Origin of the sequence: Bacillus sp. MYb56, from assembly GCF_002976445.1 — a bacterium.
GTDB classification, from domain to species: Bacteria; Bacillota; Bacilli; order Bacillales; family Bacillaceae_G; genus Bacillus_A; species Bacillus_A mycoides.
On record NZ_PCOH01000003.1, the window covers coordinates 168,324 to 192,709 of the forward strand.

At 35.8% G+C, this 24,386-nt stretch carries 11 protein-coding genes; 5 read left to right on the plus strand and 6 right to left on the minus strand.

All coding sequences use genetic code 11. The annotated features are described in order from the left end of the window. The first annotated feature begins 96 nt into the window (after positions 1–96). The 3 genes from CQ058_RS05680 to CQ058_RS05690 all read left to right on the plus strand — a co-directional run bounded on the left by CQ058_RS05680 (position 97) and on the right by CQ058_RS05690 (position 2,345). Entirely contained in the window at positions 97–969 is an 873-nt protein-coding gene (locus tag CQ058_RS05680) for an aldose 1-epimerase family protein (RefSeq protein ID WP_002189045.1), read from the plus strand. A 70-nt stretch (positions 970–1,039) separates the two neighbouring features. Further along, positions 1,040–1,426 (plus strand): reverse transcriptase-like protein, encoded by a 387-nt coding sequence (locus tag CQ058_RS05685; protein ID WP_002011911.1) that lies wholly within the window; start codon positions 1,040–1,042, stop codon positions 1,424–1,426. 13 nt (positions 1,427–1,439) lie between these two features. Beyond that, positions 1,440–2,345, plus strand: a complete 906-nt coding sequence (locus tag CQ058_RS05690; RefSeq protein WP_142396327.1) for a DMT family transporter — start codon at positions 1,440–1,442, stop codon at positions 2,343–2,345. A 2-nt stretch (positions 2,346–2,347) separates the two neighbouring features. On the opposite strand, the gene CQ058_RS05695 is transcribed toward CQ058_RS05690, so the two are convergent. Then, positions 2,348–2,608 (minus strand): DUF6123 family protein, encoded by a 261-nt coding sequence (locus tag CQ058_RS05695; RefSeq protein WP_001195213.1) that lies wholly within the window; start codon positions 2,606–2,608, stop codon positions 2,348–2,350. 182 nt (positions 2,609–2,790) lie between these two features. On the opposite strand from CQ058_RS05695, the gene CQ058_RS05700 reads away from it, so the two are divergent. Then, positions 2,791–3,351, plus strand: a complete 561-nt coding sequence (locus CQ058_RS05700; RefSeq protein ID WP_002193177.1) for a cysteine hydrolase family protein — start codon at positions 2,791–2,793, stop codon at positions 3,349–3,351. A 42-nt stretch (positions 3,352–3,393) separates the two neighbouring features. Here CQ058_RS05700 and CQ058_RS05705 read toward each other — a convergent pair whose 3' ends face one another. Then, entirely contained in the window at positions 3,394–4,254 is an 861-nt protein-coding gene (locus CQ058_RS05705) for a GNAT family N-acetyltransferase (protein WP_078175663.1), read from the minus strand. 122 nt (positions 4,255–4,376) lie between these two features. Here CQ058_RS05705 and CQ058_RS05710 point away from each other — a divergent pair, with 122 nt between their 5' ends. Further along, entirely contained in the window at positions 4,377–19,409 is a 15,033-nt protein-coding gene (locus CQ058_RS05710) for a DUF11 domain-containing protein (protein ID WP_105589523.1), read from the plus strand. Between the two features lie 298 nt (positions 19,410–19,707). Here CQ058_RS05710 and CQ058_RS05715 read toward each other — a convergent pair whose 3' ends face one another. The 4 genes from CQ058_RS05715 to CQ058_RS05730 all read right to left on the minus strand — a co-directional run bounded on the left by CQ058_RS05715 (position 19,708) and on the right by CQ058_RS05730 (position 24,386). Further along, entirely contained in the window at positions 19,708–21,255 is a 1,548-nt protein-coding gene (locus tag CQ058_RS05715; RefSeq protein WP_142396328.1) for a glycoside hydrolase family protein, read from the minus strand. A gap of 92 nt (positions 21,256–21,347) precedes the next feature. Further along, complete coding sequence (locus CQ058_RS05720; protein WP_002141070.1) at positions 21,348–22,400, minus strand: glycosyltransferase family 4 protein; 1,053 nt, start codon at positions 22,398–22,400, stop codon at positions 21,348–21,350. Then, positions 22,397–23,197, minus strand: a complete 801-nt coding sequence (locus CQ058_RS05725; protein ID WP_002141068.1) for a glycosyltransferase family 2 protein — start codon at positions 23,195–23,197, stop codon at positions 22,397–22,399. Before CQ058_RS05725 ends, CQ058_RS05720 begins: the two co-directional genes overlap by 4 nt. After that, entirely contained in the window at positions 23,172–24,386 is a 1,215-nt protein-coding gene (locus CQ058_RS05730) for an O-antigen ligase family protein (protein ID WP_002141067.1), read from the minus strand. The genes CQ058_RS05725 and CQ058_RS05730 overlap by 26 nt, the downstream gene beginning before the upstream one ends.

Here is a 24,386-nt window from a genome sequence, read left to right on the forward strand (position 1 = left end):
GGCACTCTTTCGTCAATAGATTCCTATCATTTACTACCTTTTTTCTTTTGGACAACGTATAATAAAACATATGAAAGATTTAGGGGGTTTCACTTCATGACAGCAACAATTCAAAATGAAAAAGTGATCGTTTCCATTTCTGACAAAGGTGCAGAATTACAAAGCGTTCGCTTAAAAGAAGATAACACTGAATACTTATGGCAAGGCGATTCTACTTATTGGGGGCGCCGCGCACCAATTTTATTCCCAATTGTCGGCCGATTAGTAGATAATACATACTACGTAGATGGTAAACCATATTCTTTAACACAACACGGCTTTGCTCGTGATCTTACATTCTCTGTAAAAGAACAAAGTGAAACGAATATTACTTATATTGTTACTAGTAATGAAGAAACATTAAAAAAATACCCATACGAATTCGAATTACTCGTTTCTTATGAGCTAGATGGACAAATCGTTCATGTAACATATGAAGTAAATAACCCTACTTCAAAAGAGATGTTCTTCTCAATCGGAGCACATCCTGGTTTCAACTTCCCCTTATTAGAGGGCGAATCATTTACAGATTATCATTTATCATTTAATGGTTCTGAACGCTTAGAAACAAGCGTATTAGAAGGACCTTATCTTTCAAGTAAAAAGCAATTAATCGCTGAAAATACGAATGAATTACCACTTACATACGATTTATTCAAAAATGATGCACTTATTTTTGAAAATATGAATACGGATGAAATCTCTATTCGTTCTCATAAACATAATAAATTTGTAAAAATAGAATTTGACGGATTCCCATTTGTCGGTGTATGGACACCAGGCGAGAACGCACCTTTCTTATGTATTGAACCTTGGTACGGGATTGCTGATGAAGTAAATCCGGCAAAAGATTTCAAGGAAAAAAAAGGAATTCAATCTTTACAAACGAATGAAACATTTACATGTCGTTATAGTATTACAATCGGCTAAGTTACTCTATCCCCTACTTCAAAGAAACATATAAGTAGGGGATCATCTTATAATTTGGAGGTTTCTCATTTTGATTGAAGTATATATTGATGGTGCATCAAAAGGAAATCCTGGTCCTTCTGGTGCAGGAGTGTTTATTAAAGGGGTGCAACCAGCTGTACAGTTATCATTGCCCCTTGGGACAATGTCCAATCATGAAGCAGAATACCACGCTTTACTTGCGGCATTAAAATATTGCACGGAGCATAATTATAACATTGTCTCTTTTCGTACCGATTCGCAGCTTGTCGAGCGAGCTGTCGAAAAAGAATACGCAAAAAATAAAATATTTGCACCACTATTAGAGGAAGCACTGCAGTACATAAAAAGTTTCGATCTCTTTTTTATTAAGTGGATTCCAAGTAGTCAAAATAAAGTTGCTGATGAATTAGCTAGAAAAGCTATCTTACAAAATTAACGGGGGTATGAGTGTGAAAAAAGATTGGATTGCTCCTCTTGCTTTATTATTTGTCTCTTTTATTTGGGGAGCTACGTTTGTTGTCGTCCAAAATGCTATGTCTTTCGTTGGTCCATTTACTTTTAATGGGATTCGCTTTTTATTCGCTGGAATTATTTTATTATTCGTTCAAATGATTTTCTCACAAAAAACTTCAAAACAAGATATAAAACTGAGTAGTCTCGCTGGATTGATTGTTGGATTCTTTTTATGTGTTGGCTATTTATTACAAACATTCGGCTTACTTTATACAACTTCTTCAAAAGCTGGTTTCTTAACTGGACTTAGCATCGTTATGGTTCCAATCCTATCTTTTATCTTTTTAAAACAGCGGGCTACAATTTTCATCGTACTTGGTATTGCTGTAGCAACAGCAGGTTTATACTTATTAACGGCTGGTGATTCTTTTCAATTAAACATTGGAGATATACTCGTTCTCGGTTGTGCAGTTGCTTTTGCTGCCCATATTCTTGTTAACGGTTTCTTTTCTAAGAAAATATCACCTTTATTACTAAGCACCTCTCAAGTATTAGCTGTCGGTATATTTTCTTCTATTTGCGCTTTTTTGTTTGAAGATTGGGAAAAATTATTTTCAGTTTCACTATGGACGAATCAATCCTTTTTATTCGCTCTATTTCTAACTTCCCTATTTGCGACATCAATTGCCTTTTTCATTCAAACTTCTGCACAAAAACACACTTCTCCAACGAGAGTAGCAATAATCTTCGCAATGGAGCCTGTTTTTGCAGCATTAACAGGTGTTCTAGTAGCAAATGAACAGCTTTCTATTTCTGCTATTATTGGATGTCTATGTATTTTCCTAGGTATGGTTTTTGTTGAATTACCTTCCAAAACAAAAAAAGAAGCGCAGGCTGCGTGAAGTTACGCTTGTAACTTCCGCATAAAAGCCTTAGCGCTTTTTTTATCTGTAATTTCTTCTTCTTTCAATCGTTCTAATAACGCAACAAAATAACTGCCATCAAACTGTAATTGATGTTTAATCGTCGCTTCTATTGCTACGTTCACAATCCCATCAGATGCACCAGTATATCCTTGTCCGAACATAATAAATCCTTGTGCTTCCTCTGATAATTTAAATCCTTTCGTATGTAAGAATGAAAGATAATCTTCTACTGTTTGCATGATATTCCCACCTACTCAAAAATTCTCCACTTCTTATCATACATGTTTTTATACTCTATGAGAATGAAATTTATTTGACAACTTTGTAAATCTATCGTCTACTTCTTAGAAAAAAGAGGAGTTCCTTACAATATAAAAGAATATGTAAAGTGGAATTTATTTTATATTAAAGGGGATATCGAATGAAACAAGCACTATTAATTATCGATGCTCAGCAAGAATTAATGGATGGAAATGAACAAGAAAATGAAGTTTTTCGTAAAACCGAGCTATTATCTACACTAAATACAGCCGTACAGAAAGCAATAGATGCAAATGCCCTTACTGTTTTCGTAAGAGATATCGATGTTGCTTCTGGTAGCGGAGAAGGATTTGAAGTACATAATCAAATTAAAGTACCTCAGTCTGCAATCCTTATTAATAAAGCAGCAACAAACGCATTCTATGGCACTTCTTTACTTGAACTTTTAAAAGAAGAGAAGATTAGCCATATCGTTATCGGTGGATGTAAAACAGAACATTGCATCGATACCGCCGTTAGAACAGCAACTGTACAAGGATTTGACGTTACATTAATTAAAAATGGTCATTCCACAACTGATTCTAACGTGTTATCTGCAGAGCAAATTATTGGTCATCATAATAAAACTCTACATGGACATTATAACGTTGATCATTTTTCAATGGTTAGAGATGTCGAGGAAGACCTTTTTCAACCTATTCATGATCAATATCGCGATTAATTTGGCTATAAAAAAGAATCCTTTTCACAAAAGGATTCTTTTTTATCCAAAAATTTGCGCTGCAATACTGTATAGTTCTCCATTTCTTTTCAAAAATTGATCACTATTTTTTATCATAATTGGTGGGGTATTAACCTTTTGAAAACCAGTAATCTCTAATTCTTTCATGAAACCTTTCTTTCCTTCTGGTACATCAATTCTTAATTTACCATGATGCTCTCTTGCTAAATAATGTACCATTCTCATTGCCATCGCATCATTTTTAGCAACGACCGGTCCTATTATTTTATTTTCTGGCGTTTGTATACTTAAACCGTAACCTAATACATTTTGTTGTGCATCCTTTGTAACAATACATTGTTCACTTTGAATAATTCGATACTTTAAAAACTCTTCTCTATTTGTTCCAAATGCATCTTTATCTATTTGTATTATTTCTTCTAAATCACGTTCTTCATAATTCACAATATACTCTTCATTTCCTACACAATGGTAATTCGCATTGTACGAGTTACATATGTATTTAGAAACATAACTAACAGCCCTGAATCCTAGTTTTTCATATAAAATTTTCCCCTCATCCGTGGCAATAAGCATAATGGGGGTTTGAGTTAATACGCTTTTAACACATAAATCCGTTATTATCTTTCCAATCCCTCTTCCTTTATAATCTGGATGTACAATTACCATTCCAATTGAGGCTAATGTCTCCCCGTATAGTATAATTGCTGCGCTAGCAATAAGCTCTTCTCTCTCATTTGCTACACCATATACTATACCCGTATTCAAAATCATCTCAATTTCCTCTCTGTTGTAATCCCAGCCAATATGAGAAGATAATGCTACAATATCCTCTATTTTCCCTTTCCTAAGACGCTCCACCCTAATCTCCACTTCAATCATTCCCCATCTCCTTCTTTAGACGTTTGAACCATTCTGCATGAATCAACTTGTACATGTTTCCCTTTATCACTCACACACATATCCTATTTTGACCAAGACTATATTGTAAATGAGGTGACAACATGCCCATTACGAATCGATTTTCTACCACCACTAACGGCGCACTCGCTATTACAGGAAACACACTAGGTTTAAGTAAAATTAGCAATCTAAACCGTGCTGGTACAATCGGTGCAATTGGTGCATTCGTAACTACGAATACCGCTTTACAAGTACCTACTTTTCCTGCAGGTACAACGTTAAACTATACACAAAATAGTTCTACCGCTATTTTGAATATCCCTGCTGGTAGTACTATTCTTTACGCAGAACTCGTTTGGGGTGGAAACTATTTATCTCGGGATCAAAACATTACGAGTGTATTAGGAAACCCCGTTTCTTTTACAACACCTGTGTCAACATACTCAATTACCCCTTCGGCTGTTACAGCTTCAAATCAAACATTCGTTTCTGGATCTGTCACATTTGGATTTTACACACGATCAGCGGATGTAACGTCACTCGTTCAAGCTGCTGGATCTGGATCTTATACAACAGGTTCTGTTCCTGGACTTGTAGATCCTTTAGACGCTTCTAATGGAGCCATTAATTCTGCAGGATGGACGCTTATTGTCGCTTATCAAAACGGTTCCTTACCCGCAAGAAATTTAACAATTTACGTAGCTGGTAACCGCGTTTCTGTAGAAACCGGTAGTGCAGATGTATCTGTCTCAGGGTTTTTAACACCTGCCGGGGGACCTGTAAGCGGGAGATTATTTTTAAGTTCTACTGAAGGGGATGCTGATTTAACTGGGGATCAAGCTTTATTTGGACCAAATTTCAGTTCATTAAATGCATTATCTGGGCCAAATAATGCTGTTAATAATTTCTTCGGTTCTCAAATTAATAATGCTGCAGGGAACTTAGATACAACTGGTACATTTGGAACGCGAAACCAGAGTGCCTCTACAAGTACAAATATCTCCGCTGGAAGACAAGGATGGGACATTACTTCCATTGATATTTCTCCTTATTTAACAAATTCCCAAGTATCTGCCTCAATTCGTTTAACTACTAACGGGGATGCATATATGTTAAATACAGTCGGTTTACAAATCAATATAAACTCACCTAATATACAAGCAACTAAAAGCGTGAATAAAAGTGTCGCTACAATTGGAGATATTCTAACCTATACAGTTACTGTTCCTAACACCGGGCTTCTTCCTGCAAATAACGTTACTTTTACAGATGTTCTCCCTAACGGTACTTCCTTTATACCTGGAAGCGTAACGATAGATAACGTACCACAAACAAACGCAAATCCGGTCGCCGGTATATCTCTGGGGACAATTAATAATGGCTCTTCTCGTACAGTAGCTTTCCAAGCGACTGTCGTTTCTCTTCCAAGTCAAAATCCTATCTCTAACACTGCTAATATTACATTTCAATATACACCGATTGCCGGAGGAACGACTTTTAACGGTCTTGCAACAAGTAACTCTGCAGGAACACAAATTAACCTCGCAGATATTAATGGTACAAAATCAGTTAACAAACTTTTTACCGATATTGGTGAAACATTAACTTACAGTATTGCCTTAGCTAATATAGGAAATATCGCTGCAACGAACGTTATATATACAGATCCGATTCCTAGCGGGACTACTTTCATTCCAGGGAGTGTAACTGTTAACGGAGTTACTCAAGCTGGAGCAAATCCCGCTAATGGTATATCAATTGGACCTATTGCTGCAAATTCTACTACTACTATTTCCTTTCAAGTATTCGTTCCTTCTATCCCACAAACAAATCCAATATTAAATAGTGGTACAACAACATATCAATACATTCCTGTACCAAACCAGCCGGCAGTAAGCGGGACTGACACGACGAATATTGTCTCCACGCAAGTGAATAATGCTACTGTAACAATGACGAAAGCAGTAGATAAAAACTATGCAGATATTGGCGATACACTGACTTACACTGTTGCCTTTACAGGTACAGGTAATACGAATGCGAACAATGTTATTTTTACAGATGTCATTCCTACAGGAACAACTTTTGTCCTAAACAGTTTAACAATAGATGGCTCGACACAAGTTGGCGCTAATCCCGCTAATGGTGTGAACATAGGATCCATCCCAACTGGCACAACCAAAAGTGTTTCATTTCAAGTAGTAGTAAACACAATACCCGTGTCAAATGCCGTATCTAACGGATCAAGCGCTTCTTATCAGTACACCGTTAACCCTAGCCAATCACCCATTATGAAAAACATTTCTTCTAACGTCGTTACTACTCAAATTAACAATGCGAATTTAACATTAACAAAGTCTACAAATAAACAATTTGCCACAATTGGCGAAACGATAAGTTATACAATCCTTATTACAAACAGTGGAAATACGGCCGCCAATAACGTTCAACTAACAGATCCACTTCCAAATGGAACGATATTAACATTAGGTTCTGTAACGCTCAACGGAGTTTTGCAAAATGTAGATTCTCTCGTTGCTTTACCTATCGGCACAATTCCTGGCGGAGCTACTTTCACCTTATCCTTCCAAGTAACAGTCATCAATATTACTGCACAAAACCCTATCATTAATAACGCTTTCGCCTCTTATATTTACACTGTAAATCCAAGCCTGCCACCAACTTCAAAAACTGCAAATTCTAATTCTGTTACATCAACAATTAGACTAGCAAATCTTCATGCTAATAAATCTGTAAGTCAAACGTTTGCGGAAGTTGGAGATGTATTAACTTACACCTTTGCTCTTACAAACGATGGAAATGTTACAGCGAACAATGTATTACTATCCGATTCCATTGCGAATGGCACTTCCTTTGTACCTAACAGTGTTATAGTTAACGGTGTTACTCAGCCGGGCGCAACACCAGCTAGCATCAATATTGGTAGCATCAATGCTAATACTACAATTACAGCTTCATTCCAAATATTAATAACTAGTATTCCAAATCCTAATCCTATTTTGAATAGCGCTTCCATCACCTATAACTTTATCGTTGATCCAAACGCTTCTCCTGTAAGTACAAACACAACTACAAACACTACATTTATCCAAGTTAATGATGCAAATGTAATTTCGGCAAAAACAGTGGATCGAGCGTTCGCTACTGTTGGAGATATATTAACTTATACCGTTATTTTAACTAATACAGGAAGCGTTTCTGCTGATAATCCTACTTTCATAGATATAAATCCAGATGGTACTACCTTTATTCCAAATACTTTTCTTATTAATGGCGTTTTGCAAAACAATGCAGATCCAAATATAGGTGTCCTGTTACCTTCTATTCCTGCTAGCGGATTAATTACCGTTTCTTATCAAGTAACTGTCACTGCTTTACCAGCCCAAAATCCAACAACTAATTCATCGAGCACACAGTATAGTTTCGTTCTAAATCCAGGTGATCCACCAATTATAGAAACATCTTTAAGTAATACTGTAAGTACACAAATTAATTTAGCAAATGTAGTTATTGTCAAAGAGGTAGATTTAACTATTGCCGATGTCGGGCAACCAATCACATATACAATTTCCTTAGCTAACCTTGGCAATACTACAGCAAACAATGTTGTTGTTACCGATATAATCCCTCCCGGCACCACTATCGTACCAAATAGTATTTTTATAGGTGGCGCTTTACAGCTAGGTGCAGACCCAAGTACCGGCCTTCAAGTCGGCTCCATTCCTGCAGGTGGTTTTACAACGATTGTTTTTCAAATAAGTGCAAATGGGCTACCTTCATCAAATCCAATTCAAAATAGCGCTTCACTTCAATATAGCTTTATCGCTGATCCAAATTTACCTGTTGTTGTGAAAAACGCTACTAGTAATATAGTAACTACACAAATTAATACTGCTAATATTGTTGCTACAAAACTAACGAGCACAAACTTCGCTGATGTTGGCGATGTCATAACGTATGCAACGATTTTAACGAATAACGGCAATATCCCTGCTTCTAATGTAACGTTTACAGATATCATTCCAGCGGGTACCCTGTTCATTCCTAATACTGTAACGATTAACAATGTCCCTATAGCAAATGCAAATCCTGCTAACGGTATTTTTATCGGTACGATAGGAGCGAATTCATCACGAACCGTTGCATTCCAGGTTCTTGTACCAACTATCCCTGCTGTAAATCCGATTACAAATCAATCAGGCACAACATTCCAATATACGTACGATCCATCCAAGCCAGCTGTAATGCAGATGGTGGCTTCTAACACGGTACAGACAACTATTAATAACGCCTCAATTGCCGCTACAAAATCTGCAGATAAACAGTTTGCTAACGTAAATGATATTATTACGTACACGACTACTTTAACAAATAGCGGGAATACACTTGCATCAAATATAGTATTTACAGATGCCATTCCAAGTGGGACTTCATTTATTCCAAATAGTGTAACAGTAAATGGTACTACACTCCCTAATATAAATCCAGCAAATGGCGTAGCAATTGATCCAATAAACCCCAATACAAATACAACAATCTCATTTCAAGTAATAGTAAATTCCATCCCTAGTCCAAATCCAATCCCGAACCAAAGTAATACAACGTACCAATATGTCGTAAATCCTAACTTACCTCTAGCATCCGCCAATGCGTTAAGTAACGTAATAACAACTCAAATTAATAACGCTACAATCATCGCTACGAAGTCAGTGAATACACCGACCGCTGCAATTGGAGACATCGTAACCTATACGATTGCAGTTACAAATACAGGTAATATCCCTGCTAGTGCTACAGTTTTAACAGATGGGCTTGGACCAGGTGCATCCTTCATACCAAATTCCGTTACGATAAATAATGTTTCCCAACCTGGATTAGATCCTTCATTAGGTATTCATTTAGATGATATTTCACCCGGAGGAACTACTTTTCTTACATTCCAAGTAAAAATTCTTGAGATTCCTCCTAGCGGTACTTTAACGAATAACGCCCTTGTAAATTATGAATATACAGTGAATCCAAACCAAACACCTGCTGTGGGAAGCACTGTAACAAACACGACTGCTACCCCAATTATTGACGCTACTTTAGTTTTAAATAAAAATGCGAGTACAACTTTCGCTACAATTGGAGATACGATTACATTCACTTCATCTGTTACAAACACAGGAAATACTACTGCAAACAACATTATTTTTACAGATACAATTCCAAACGGTACTGCCTTTGTCCCAAATACATTTAAAATAAATGGTGTAACCGTCCCGAATGCAAATCCACAAAACGGTATCAATATTGGTAACTTGAATGCAAATGCATCGATTACACTCAGTTTTCAAGTAAACATTACAACACTTCCAAACCCTAATCCAATTCCGAACAAATCATCGGTTCAATATAGTTTTATTGTAGATATTAATGAACCACCTGTTTCACGAACAGTTAAATCCAATAAAACTTTTACACAAGTAAATACTGCTTCCGTTATCGCAACAAAAACTGCGAGTAGTGCATTTGCTGCTGTTGGAGATACAATTACGTATACAACAACCCTTACCAATAGTGGAAATACAACTGCAAACACACCTGTTTTTATAGATATATTACCACCTGAACTTTCATTCGTGCCTGATAGCGTACAAATTAATACCATCCCACAACTTGGATTTAGGCCAGATAACGGGGTTCCTTTAGACCCAATTCCAGTTGGAGGAACGACAACCATTAGTTTCCAAGCCATTGTCGGTTCAATACCAGCTTCAAACCCTACGATGAACCAATCTAGTACAACATACTCTATCATTGTTGACCCTACCGAGCCGCCTGTTACAGAAACGGCTACTAGTAATCCGGTCTTAGTTCAAATAAATGAAGCAATCATTCAAGCAACGAAAAGTGTGGATCGTATCTTTTCTGACGTAGCACCTGGAAATTCATTTTTAACGTATACTGTTTTATTAGAAAATATAGGGAACACGACTGCTACTAATATCATTTTTACAGATCCGATTCCAAATAATACAGTATTTATAGAAGATAGCGTTCGAGTAGGTGGGGTTTTATTACCTGGAGTAAATCCAGCGAATGGGATACCAATTGGAGATATTATTGCAGGAGATTTTATAAACGTCACCTTCCGCGTGCAAGTAGTTAGTATTCCAAATCCAATTTTCACAATTGGGCCTGGGGGACCAAACTCACCGGTTGTAAACGGTGCTTCTATTAATTATCAATTTATGACAGGACCTAATTTACCACTCGTTTCACGAAGTACAACATCCAATTCTGTTTCGACACAAATAAATTCCGGGGAAATTGTAGCGGTTAAATCCGCGGATAAAAATTTCGCAACGATCGGCGATACAATTTCTTATACAATTACATTAAATAACCCTGGAAATGTCACTTCACAAAATATAATTTTCACAGATATTTTACCTGACGGAACGACATTTATTTCCGGGACTCTTACAAGCGATTCTGGTACACAGCAAATTGGAAATCCAGCTAGCGGGATACAGATTGAAAATATAAATCCAGGTGGAACGGCCATTATTACTCTCAACGTACTTGTTACAAACATTCCAAGTATAAATCCAATTTCTAATTTTAGTTCTGTACAATTTGCACATGTGGTCGATCCTAGCCAACCTGCCGTATCACAAACGAATGTATCTAATGCGGTTTCGACAACAATTAATAGCGCCATATTAAATACGACAAAAACTGTTGATAAATCTATTATTTCCGTCGGTGATACACTTACGTATACAACTACGATTACGAATACAGGAAATACACCTGCTACAAATATAACTTTTACAAGCGCCATTCCTCCTAGCACTACTTTCGTACCAGATTCGGTCACAGTAAATGGCATCCAACAGCTTGGTGCACAACCAGCACTTGGATTAACTATACCAAATATCGCTCCTGGCGCGACAGTAACCGTTACTTTCCAAGTAAATGTTATTTCTGTTCCCCCTTCAAGCTCGATTATGGGTAACGATACAATTTTATATTCTTATACTGTTGATCCAAACGGAGCTCCTGCTACTACTTCTACTTCAACGAATATTGTTACAAACCCTGTATTAGATGCTATGATTACGATAATTAAATCAGTCGATCAAACACTTGTAACGCTAGATGATACCATTACCTATACGACAATTTTAACGAATAGTGGTAATACAAACGCAACTAATATTACTTTCACTGACCTTATACCAGATGGTACAACGTTTATTACTGATAGCGTTACAATAGATGGCATCACGCAAATTGGTCTTAATCCTAATACAGGTATAACGATTGGAGCAATCGCTCCTAACAACTCAATATCAATAGCATTTCAAGTTACCGCTACTTCTACTCCTGTTCAAAATCCTATTGCCAATTCGGCTAGTGCTTCTTACACATTTATCGCTGACCCTAATGCCCCTATTGTTTCAAGGAATGTTACTTCAAACACAGTGTTCACTACAATTAACACAGCTACCATTCTTTCATTAAAACAAGTCGATAAATCTTTTAGTCGTATTGGAGACACACTCACCTATACTGTTACTTTAACAAACAATGGAAACTCATCCGCACAAAATGTTATTTTCTCAGATACAATGCCGAGCGGAACTACATTTATTGCAAACTCATTTTCTATTAACGGGGTTTCTCAAAGTGGTGCGGACCCATCGAACGGTGTAAATATCGGGCCTATAACAGCTGGGTCTACAGTAACTGTTTCATTCCAAGTAAACGTGGCGTCATTACCAACCGAAAACCCAATTGTAAATTTCTCATCAACATCGTATCAATTAGTCTCACCGCCTGATGCAGAAACTTCAATTAGTAATCCTGTTTCAACACAAATTAGAGAAGCTATATTATCTATGACGAAAAATGAAAGTCTATCCTTTGCAGATGTCGGGCAAACTGCTTTTTACACTACTTCTATTGCCAATGTAGGCAATACGGATGCAACTAATATTGTATTCACAGATGTATTACCAAGTGGACTCACATTTGTTCCTAGCACATTAACTGTCAATGGCATTTTACAACCTAATGCGGATCCAAATACAGGTGTATTACTTGCAGCACTTCCACCAAATGAAATATATAGTATCGTCTTTCAAGTTACAGTGAACAGCATTCCACCTATTAATCCAGCACCGAATACAGCATCAACGACATATGAGTTTACTGTTGATCCAGGTAATCCGCCGGTATCGAATACAGCTAGCTCCAACACTACACTTCTTCAAATAAACAACGCAAATATTATTAGCACAAAAACAGCAAATCTTACTTTTGCGGATGTTGGTAATACAATAACATTTACACTTAACCTTCCTAATACCGGAAATGTTGCTGCAACTGATGTAACGATTATCGATATACTTGATAGCAATTTAAGTTTCGTTCCAAACAGTTTCACAGTTAATGGGCAAACCATTCCAAACGCTGATTTATCTACTGGTGTAAATATCGGTTCAATTAATGGTGGAAACACATCAATCGTCACATTCCAAGCCATCGTTTCAACCCTCCCAATCAACAATCCTATTTCTAATTCGGCTCTTACCACTTACCGTTATATTGTTGATCCAGATCAGCCGTTCATTTCAACCTCTAATCAATCTAATACAACGACAACACAAGTTAATAGCGCTATCCTTACTGCACAAAAAAATTCAAATGTGGAAACAGTAGATATTGGGCAAGATATTGTCTACTCAGTTACGATTACAAATAGCGGAAATGTTAGTGCGACGAGTGTTATTTTTACCGACCTAATTCCAGACGGAACTTCATTTGAACCGAATAGTTTTACACTTAACGGAACTACCATCCCAAATGCAGACCTAATTACAGGCGTTCCAATTGGTGATATCGCGCCAAACCAGTCTGTCATCGTAACATTTCATATTAGTGCCGATGAAATTCCGCCTATAAATCCAATTACCAATCAAGCTAGCGTTAGCTTCCAGCATATCGTTAATCCGGCTAATCCACCTGTTTCAAAAAATATTACTTCTAATAGCGTTACAACAAAAATTGAGAGTGCTATTTTAAACACTATTAAAATAGGAGATAAAGCTTTTGCAACGATCGGTGATACGATTACGTATACAACCACTATTACGAATACAGGAAATATCTCTGCTAACAACGTTGTTTTCTCAGACCCTATACCGACATGGACACAATTTGTTGCAGGATCAGTCATTGTTGATGGCACTTCATTACCATCCGCTTCTATCATTGACGGTGTTGGCATAAATACAATAACTCCAAATCAAATCGTAACAATTATGTTCCAAGTCCAAATAATAAGCAATCCAACAACCTTCACACCTGAACTCCAAAACTTAGGATTTGTTAACTTCCAATATAACGTAGGCAATTCATTACAGACTCAGCCTGGCAATGTGGAGACGAACGTCTTCGTTACTTCTATTAATTCAGCAATACTTTCAGCTGTAAAAACTGCTAATACAGCCTTTGCGAATATCGGAGACACAATCACTTATACAGTTTTGATTCAAAACAGCGGCAATACAAACGCTACGAATGTAAATTTCTCAGATCTTATTCCAGCTGGAACGACCTTTGTTGAAAATAGCTTTTCTGTAAATGGAAGTATCATTCCAGGGGCAAATCCAAATAACGGAGTTAATATCGGAACCGTTAGTACGAACAGTTCCTTAACTGTTACTTTCCAAGTCATAGTTACATCTACTCCACCTTCGAATCCAATTACAAACGTTGCATCTATTCAATACGAATTTATAGTTAATCCGGCCTCTCCTCCTGTTACAGGCACGATAAATTCTAATAGCGCTTCAACACAAATTAATAACGCGACTGTTACAACTGTTTTAGAAGCAAATCGTACAATCGTATCTATCGGAGATATAATTACGTATACAGCAACATTAACGAATACTGGAAACTTCCCTGCAAATTCTGTATTACTCATTAACGGAGTTCCTGAAGGGGCATTATTTGTTCCAAATAGTGTCACGCTTAACGGGATTTCACTTCCAGATGCAAGTCCAACTCTCGGTATTCCAGTTGGTATTATCGCACCAGGTGATTCTGCTACTATTACGTTCCAATTTCTTGCAAGTTCTATTCCACCGCAAGGAGCGATTATAAATCAAGCAATTACAAGTTACACGTATATTGTCGATCCAAGTCAACCTCCAGTTACAGCAATATCCTCATCTAATACGGTTAATACAGCTGTCGTTGATGCATCGTTATCCGCAATTAAAAATACAGATTCTCTCGTACAATCTACTGATGGTACAATCACTTATACAGTAGTCGTTCAAAATAACGGCAATACAACTGCAAATACAGTTACTTTAACAGATTTGGTCCCAGAAGGAACTGCATTTATTCCGAATAGCGTGACCATTAATGGCGTTTCAGTTCCAGGTGCCGATCCAAACGTAGGAATACCATTAAACTCCGTTGCGCCGTCAGAAATTGTCACCGTCACATTCCAAGTTATCGTTCAATCCATTCCAAGCGTGAATCCAATTTCTAATATAGCCCGTATTGACTATACTTTTATCGCCGATCCAACCTCTCCTATCATCTCTCGAACAATTACGTCTAATCCAGCTTTCACACAAATTTCGGATGCGAATGTTCTTTCTTTAAAAGCAGTTAATGCACAACAAGCAACAACAGGTGATATTTTGACTTATACGATAACGCTAGAAAATACCGGAAATATTCCAGCTACTAATCTCATATTTTCAGATACTATTCCAGAAGGGACTACATTCGTAGAAAATAGTTTTACACTTAATGGAACAGTTATACTTGGTGCAAATCCAAATGTAGGGGTTGCTTTGCCTAACCTAGTAGCAAACGCTACTCACCTTATTTCGTTCCAAATTCTTATTAACGATTCATTCTCGCAAGAATCGATTACAAATCAATCCAACACAACATATTCAATTCAACCAGATCCAAGCCAGCCGCCTATTACTGAAACATCTACAAGTAATATCGTCATTACAAATTTCGTGCAAGCACAATTGACAATTACAAAAACGTCCAATCCAATAACTGTAGATATTGGCGGAACTATACTTTATATTTCTGAAGTGAAAAATATCGGCAATGTTGACGCAATAAAAATTATTTTTACAGATTCTATTCCAGCTGGGACTACATTCGTTTCCGATAGTGTCACAATTAACGGTGTCCTGCAGCCAGGTGTAAATCCAGAAAACGGAATACCACTTGGAACAATTCCAGCAAACAGTTCCAAAACGATACTATTTCAAGTGCAAACAAACAATCCACCTACTGAAACCGAAATTGTAAATCAATCTTCTGCAAATTACCAATATGTAAGTATTCCTACAGCTCCACCGGTGAATCGCTCTGCAAATTCTAACATTGTTACAACATCACTTCAAAATGCAAATATTATTTCTGTTAAAAGCGCGGATGTAACTTTCGTATCAATTGGGCAAATTATTACCTACACAAATACACTACAAAATATAGGAACCATTCCAGCTAACAATACCGTGTTTATTGATAACATTCCAGAAGGTACTATATTCATTGAAGATAGCTTATCAATAAATAATGTGATTCAGCCTGGCGCGAATCCTGAAAACGGAGTAACTCTCAGCACGATACAACCAAATGAAACAGTCACTATTTCATTCCAAGTACAACTTACAAATATACCGTCCGGCAATACAGTCATTAATATTTCAGACACTTCGTACGAATACCAAATTGACCCTAGCTCTCCGATTATTCAGCGTAGATCGTTATCAAATGCAGTAAACACGGAAGTGCGGACGGCAAATGTTAGTGCAATTAAATCCGCCAATAGATCCATTACACGCATCGGTCAAATCATCACATATACAGTCGCCGTTACAAACGCTGGTACAGTACCTATTACAAATACTCTCCTAATTGACGCAATTGCTGCTGGCACCACATTCGTTCCAAATAGCATCCTTGTAGATGGCATACCAAGACCTAACGAAAATCCAATTACCGGTATCAATCTTGGTATTATCCTTCCAAATAATACGATTATTGTTACGTTCCAAGTAAATGTAGTCTCTATACCTTCTCAAAATAACATTAATAATATCGCCGTCATTCACTATGAGTATCAACCAGACCCAAGCTTACCACCAATTTCAGAAACGACCTCTTCCAATACTACAAATATACAATTTATTGATGCTATTCTTATCGCTACAAAATCCTCTAATAAAGTATTAGCTAACATTGATGAAACCATTGAATATACAGTATTCATTCAAAATAATGGATCGACTACAACTAACTCCATCTTTTTTACAGATACTATCGAGGATGGAACTGTATTTATTCCTGGAAGTGTAATAGTTAACAATACTATAATTCCTGCAGCAGATCCGAATATCGGCTTTACCATTCCTAATATCGCGTCAGGTCAATCGACAACAATAACATTCCAAGTTTCCGTTACGAATTTACCTGCTGTAAATCCAACACCTAATACTGCAAACATCGTCTACGACTTTATTTTCAATCCTGACTTTGCACCAATTCAAAAATCTACTACTTCCAATACTACTTTCGTTCAAATTAATGACGCTGATATCGTTTCACTGAAAACTGTTGATTTGACTTCTGTAACGATTGGTGACATTTTAACTTATACAACAACTTTAACGAATACAGGGAATACGGATGCTACTGCGGTTGTATTTACAGACAATATTCCTGATGGAACAACCTTTATAAACGGTAGCGTTTTAGTAAATAATATTCCTCAGCTTAACGCCAATCCAAGTGCCGGTATACTTGTAGGAACGATTGCTTCTAACATTTCTATCCCAGTCACGTTTTCCGTTACTGTGTTAGCTCTTCCAGCTAGCGGTCGTATTCAAAATCAATCCACTTCTCGTTATACAATTAATGGTGAAGAACAAATATCGACTAGTAATATTACCTTCACTGAAGTTATTTCTGCTAATGTAATTGCAACAAAAACAACGCCTATCCAATACGCTGACCTACAAACTATCATCCCTTACACAATTTCCATCACAAACAATGGGAATATACAAGTAGAAAACATTATCGTTACTGATATCATTCCAGCAAATACGAGCTTTATAGAGAATAGTGTTATTGTGAATGGCAACGCTCGGCCAAATGACAATCCACTTAGCGGTATACCAATTGATAACATTCCGCCTAATACGACAGCAACTATTCTATTCCAAGTCCGGGTTACTTCCATTCCGCAAACAAATCCAATCTCTAACACGAGTACAATTGAATATGAATACACGGTACCAGATAGGCCACCTATTACCGAAACTATTATTTCATCAGCTGCCGTAACAGAAATTCATCACGCGAATTTAAATAGCAATAAAACTGTTGACCTTGCATTTGCAACGGTCGGTGATACGTTAACGTATACGATTACACTAAATCAAACTGGTAATGTTTCAGCAGATGATGTAGTCATTCAAGATATTATTCCTCAAGGTACTACGTTTATAGAAAATAGTGTCATTGTAAACGGAGAAACTGTTCCGGGAGTTAATCCAGTAAGCGGCATACCAATTGGTACTATAATTGTAGGTGGAGATGCCATCGCTTCATTCCAAGTAACTGTAACTTCTATTCCAACACCAAATGAACTCAACAACAAAGCAATTACTACTTTTAACTATATAGTCAATCCAAATAACTTACCTGTTACAAATACGACTACAACAAATACTGTCACAACAACTGTCCAAAATGATAATGTCGTTGCCATAAAATCTGTTAATGCCACGAATGCATTACCTAGTCAAACTTTAACGTATACAATTACAATTACTAATAGCGGTAATGTAACGATTGAAGATCTTCTTGCCATAGACACCGTACCAGTAGATACAATTTTCATTACTGGCAGTGTTACGATTAACGGGATCAATCAGCCTAATGCGAATCCTGAAAATGGTATTCCATTAGGAAACCTTGCTCCTAATGAATCTGTTGTCATTACGTTCCAAGTAACAATATCTTCTTCGACTCTTCTACCTGCAATCAATAACGACGCTTCTGTTTCCTATACTGTTACCATTGATCCGAATGAACCACCTATTACAATTACAAAGCAAACCAATACCGTTACAACAACGATCGTTGATCCAATGGTGCGCATTGAGAAAAACGCTGACAAATCTTCTGTCGTTATAGGAGATATTATTACATTCACATTAGAGGTATTTAATCATTCCCCAATTCCTACAGTAAGTACTTCCATTTTAGATACGATTCCAGCGGGTACAACATTTATTGAAAATAGTGTAACAATTAATGGAATACTATTTCCAAATATTCGACCAGACACTGGTATTAACATTGGTTCCTTATCGGCAGATGGAGTAGCAACTATAACATTTAAAGTTCTCGTAACTTCTATCCCTTCAAACAGTACAATTATCAATTCCGCAACAGTTACAGCTGCTTTCCAATTGACACCACAGGATCCGATTATTACTTTCATCGTTAATTCGAACATTGTTCGCATACCAGTTCAATTTATAACTGCAACTGTGCTTAAAAACGCTTCCGTTAGCTCAGCTTATTTAAACCAATATTTTGATTATACGGTGCATATTACGAATACTTCAGAATTTTCAATTACAAATATTTCATTACAAGACACCATTCCAGCAGGTTTACAATTTATGAACGGTACGGTCTTCATTAATGGGGAACGCTCTCCACTAGCGAATCCGAATATCGGTTTCCTAGTCGCTACTAATTTGGAACCGAACGAAACAATTATCGTGTTATTCACAGTACAAGTGATAAGTCCACCTATTAATAATGAATTTAAAAACACGGCAAACGTTTCTTTACAACTTCAAATCTCTCCAACCGATCCACCAATCACAGTAACCATTACAAGTAACGAAAACATCGTCACCTTTATTCCAGAAAATCCAGATGAAACACTTCCAAATTTAAATTGTTTCTTTGACGGTGAACGTTTCATACGCATTACTCCTCGAAATATACGAAATTACTTTTGGACTTGGATTTGGTGGCAGTAATTCAGTACAACAAAAAAGATTGTATTTTGGTTGATTTGGACCAAATTACAATCTTTTTTTCATTCCACAGACTACACATTTCTCTTTTAAATTGAATTTATCCCGCTATTTGCGGGTAGTAAGGCTCCCACCTCAAAATTCGGCGAATGCGAGGAAGTTAGGTGGAGTCGGGCTGCCCGTAAAAGCCCCATTATGCGGGCTAATAATCAGTGGGGGATGGACAAAACCCCACTGATGAAAGTTTCACTTTATCACGTCGCCTAGTACTCGTCCAAAATTATACAAAGACAGGATCATCTCACGTTATTTTAGTCGTAATAAGCTGACCAACTTCATTAATAGTAACTTTCCATTTCGCTCCACTAGCAGTCTTCATAATTACACCTTGACTCGCTTCCAGCTCAATATCTCCAAACATTCTTCCGCCAGTTGTCGCTAACCAAGCATTTCCATTTTCCATAGAAGACCTTGCAAAAATACGATTAATTCGAAAACGCTTATGGTCTTGAGAGTAACCACTCAATGTAATTCTTACTTTATATAACTGATTAGCTTTCATATTCGATATAACTGTATCTCCAACATTTAATGGAACATCTGCCGCGATAATCCAACTCCCAGTTGCACTTAATGCATATTCAATTTTAATTTTCTTTGGGCTCTCTCCCCATCCAAAGTACATCCCAATACAATTCAACATTTTGATCGGATTTTTCGTAAAGTCCAATTCAATAACAACTGGATTACTATCTGGAACATCAATATAATTCACACTTTGTTCATCTATTAAATTAAAACAATTAGCGATATTTCCTCCGTAAGGTAATTTCCCACTTACTTGCTTAACACTATACTTCAGCTGAGCATTTACTAAAATATCATCTTGATTTCCTATTAAATGTGGTTTATTCAGCGTCAAAGGTAACTGAATCCGAAGTGATTCTTCATAAGTAGACTTACAAACATTGTATTGTCCGTTATCTACAATAGTTGTTGAAAGTAAATTTGAAAAAAGGTAGTTACGATGGGAATTGGAAGAAAATTCAATTACTATTTGTTCACTACTCATCCTGTACGTATCCCAAATCATACAGTTGAATGTATTATAAGCACCTGAACAACGAATTGCTTTTTTCGTTTGTTGTCTACATTGCACTTGAATATCATGAAACGTATTTCCTGAACTTTCATTTGGTAAATCACTATTCCCATCTACTTCTATTCCATACTGACATCCATCAATAAATATAGATTGAAATACATTTGCGTTAATCCAGCAAGGTGTATTTATATTGTCTACATATTCCGTTTTTAAATATATTGCAGTTTGAAAATTTTTAACTTGAACATAGTTAACTTGAAAGAAACTAATATAATCCCACGCTTTTTGACAATAAAAATGTATAGCTTTTCCTTTATATGATGGTGTGGTATTTATTATATTTATATTTGATATGACAGATTGATTAGGCACTTCTATTTGTTGTGAACCGGAAACATAAATAACAGATGACTGAAATACTTGATTAATAACTTGAATAGTACCGCCAGTTATAGAAGCATTACTTTGTAACTCAAACGCATTAAAATCTCCATCAATTTGCAGCGTTACGGTAGGATCTAACTCTAATCTTACGTTGGATTTAATAACAATCGGCTTCAATATTTTATACGTATTAACCCCTGTAATTCTTACCGTCGAAATTCGGTTCGCTACACAATAATTAATCGCTTGTTGAATCGCTAACGAACTATCACTTCCTGAATTCGGAACTGCACCAAAGCAATCAATATGAACACTATTTTCTGGCGCATACTCCTCTTGTGAAGAAATATATTCTGACAAAATAAATTCACTCCTCATATTGCCTTTTTCATATAATATGTGAGTTCTCTCTTAAAAGTTTGTATCATAAAAAAAACAAACGACCTCCACGGTCATTTGTTTAATTCATATATATCCTTCGTTTCTTCTACCATTTTAGTTAACGAGAAATTTCTTTCCGCTTTTTCTCGCGCTTTCACTCTAATATCATTCACCTTTTCTTCATTTCCTTGTAATTCCTCCAGCACGTCTGCGAATTCAGATTCGCAATATTCAGATATTAAAACACCTGATTCTCCATCTATTACCGCTTCATTTATTCCGCCGACATCTATTGAAACCATTGGTGTTCCTGTAGCCATTGCTTCAATTACTACCATTGGAAACACTTCACGAAAAGATAATAAAAGTAATACATCCATATTTCCTATAAACTTATGTGGCTCTGAAATATTTCCTAACATCTTTACACTTTGTTGCAAGTCATATTTTTCTATTTCTTTCATAATAGATTCTTTCTCTGGTCCATCACCAGCAATATAAAACATAAAATCATTTCTCTTTTTTAACACATTTGCAATTTTAACAAATAGTTGATGATTTTTCTCCTTGGATAATCTAGCTAATATACCTACTTTATAAGTAGATTCTTTCTTTTTCTGCTGGAATAAAAATTTTTCAATATCCACACCGTTGTAAATTGTCTTTACTTTCTCTTCAGCTACATGAATTGAAATTAAGTTATTCTTTTCAAATTCACTTACTGTAATAATATTGTTCACATATTTATTCATGACATAACGAAAAAGAATTGGCATTTTCTTTTCTAGTATCGTTACATTATGTTTCGTATACACGATTTTTATCTTTCTTTTAATAAACTTTTGAAGTAGAAAAGCATATAATACCATTCGCAAACTATTTGCATGAATAAGTTCTATCTTTCGTTTATAAATCTCTTTTCGTAAGTAATGAATATTTCTCAAATGATTCCATCGACTAAGTAACATGAAATTTTCTTTTCTAGTAAGAGATTGATATAATTCTCCCTCACCTGCAGCTGTATAAACCGTAATGTTTTCATATTGCAAATTGTTTTCCAATTTACAAAAGTAACTCTCGGCTCCCCCAGTTATCAATTTATCTGTCATCAACAATATATTCATACTTGCGTCTTCCCAACTACATTGATTTTATTTTTTCTGTAAGCATGATAAGCATACTTACTAAAATAAAAAAAGATTTGCAATGAATTAAGTGGTTTTTGTGCTCTTAACAGCTTCCAATATCGGAAGGCCGCCCTTATTTTATTTCTTGAAACAGAATTTGTAACAATTCTATATTTTGCCAATACCTGCTGTATCCCTTTCGCTTCATATCCTTTATATAACAATTGTAGCCATAACGCTGTATCTTCAGGCTGCACACTGGGCATTTCAATACAAGGAATCTTCTCACGATCAAGCATCACTGTTAAACACCCAATAATTGTGTTTCCCACTAAATAATGATAATCAACAAATTCCGGTACGTTCACCTCTCTATTCAGATCATTATTATTTTCATCTATTAAACTATAGGACGTATACGAAAACGCAACATGTGTTTCTTCCATAAATAACAATTGCGTCTCCAATTTATTTGGTAGCCAAATATCATCACTATCTAAAAAAGCAATATACCTTCCTCTCGCTTCTTTAATCGCTATATTCCGAGCTTTAGCAGCCCCCATATTTTCTTCTAATGATAATAACCGAATTCGTGAATCCCCTTCTATCATCTCTTTAATTTTTACAGCTGAGTGGTCCGTTGAAGCATCATCAACGATAAGCATTTCCCAATTTTTATAAGATTGACTCTGCACAGATCTGATTGTCTCACCAATAAAACGTAAACTATTATAAGAAGGTGTTATTATAGAAATACAAGGCACCTCGTTATGTACTGATAGACACTTTACCATCTATCATTCCCCTTCCTTCATATGTTGAAATGTACTTCACAACAACTGCTAAAAATAGAAAGAAAGCTTCGTTAATAATAAGTGATAATGACATCATCTGAAATAAAAATGCAATCATAGTCAATAAAAGATATGGCTTTTCACAAAACAAGTTATACTTAGTCAACTTCACCATTAAAATACATAAAAAAGCGCTATATAAAAGAAAACCAATTGTACCCGATTCAGATAAAATTTCTAAAAATGTATTGTGCACATATAGTTTTTCATTGAACTGATACTCATAATAATTCGAAAAATTAAAAGCACCGATACCGATATATGGATTAGATAAAAAATATTTGAAAGCAGCTTCCCATAGTGTAAATCTGCCACTCCCATTATCGCGTGAAAAATCAGAAATTCGACCGTTCAATATATCATCTAGTTGTCCACCCATTACTACATTCGCTAAACTAAAAATAACAACACTAAACAATACTAAGCCCATTATTATTTTTACTTTTTTGGCAAAACTGGACATGCATACATATACAAAAATGACGAGCACAATTGCTAAAATACCACCTCTTGAAAAAGTTAATAAACTCGTTGTAACACATAGAATCAATCCTATTACGTTGGTGATATTATATAAATTTGTCATATAATACATAAAAAATATTGTATTATAAAAAATAAAGATGTTGGGATCATCTAATAATCCAATTAATCTCGGATATCCTCTATCTACTAATAATCCAGCATAAATCTCTCTCTCTTCTCCGCCATATAATCCAAAATGTTGTAATCCAACTATATAGAGTATGAGACTTACAATATTAAATACTAATCCTACATAGACAATGGCTGACTCGAGCACTACTATTTCGGTGTTCCCCAGTAAATTCCTCATAATAAAATAACATCCTAAAACAAGTAATACGCCGAAAATCATACGAATACTAGCACTTAAATATATAGAAAGAATGCCACTTAAACAATAGATGAAATAAAACAGTAAAAATACAACTTCATGAAAATATAGCTTTCGAATATAAAAATCTTTAATTGTTAAACAAAAATAAATGACTAGAAAAATCATATATATCTTCAAAGAAAACCCTATATATATGTTGTATTTACTTAACATAACAAACAAGATTAGAAGAAAAGTCCATTTCATTGAAATTTGCATATTATTTTCCAT

Bases quoted from the DNA above. Each gene is read 5' to 3' on its own strand.
- CQ058_RS05680 (WP_002189045.1), top strand. From the start codon at position 97: ATGACAGCAACAATTCAAAATGAAAAAGTGATCGTTTCCATTTCTGAC.
- CQ058_RS05695 (WP_001195213.1), bottom strand. From the start codon at position 2,608: ATGCAAACAGTAGAAGATTATCTTTCATTCTTACATACGAAAGGATTT.
- CQ058_RS05700 (WP_002193177.1), top strand. From the start codon at position 2,791: ATGAAACAAGCACTATTAATTATCGATGCTCAGCAAGAATTAATGGAT.
- CQ058_RS05705 (WP_078175663.1), bottom strand. From the start codon at position 4,254: ATGATTGAAGTGGAGATTAGGGTGGAGCGTCTTAGGAAAGGGAAAATA.
- CQ058_RS05710 (WP_105589523.1), top strand. From the start codon at position 4,377: ATGCCCATTACGAATCGATTTTCTACCACCACTAACGGCGCACTCGCT.
- CQ058_RS05720 (WP_002141070.1), bottom strand. From the start codon at position 22,400: ATGAATATATTGTTGATGACAGATAAATTGATAACTGGGGGAGCCGAG.
- CQ058_RS05725 (WP_002141068.1), bottom strand. From the start codon at position 23,197: ATGGTAAAGTGTCTATCAGTACATAACGAGGTGCCTTGTATTTCTATA.
- CQ058_RS05730 (WP_002141067.1), bottom strand. From the start codon at position 24,386: ATGGAAAATAATATGCAAATTTCAATGAAATGGACTTTTCTTCTAATC.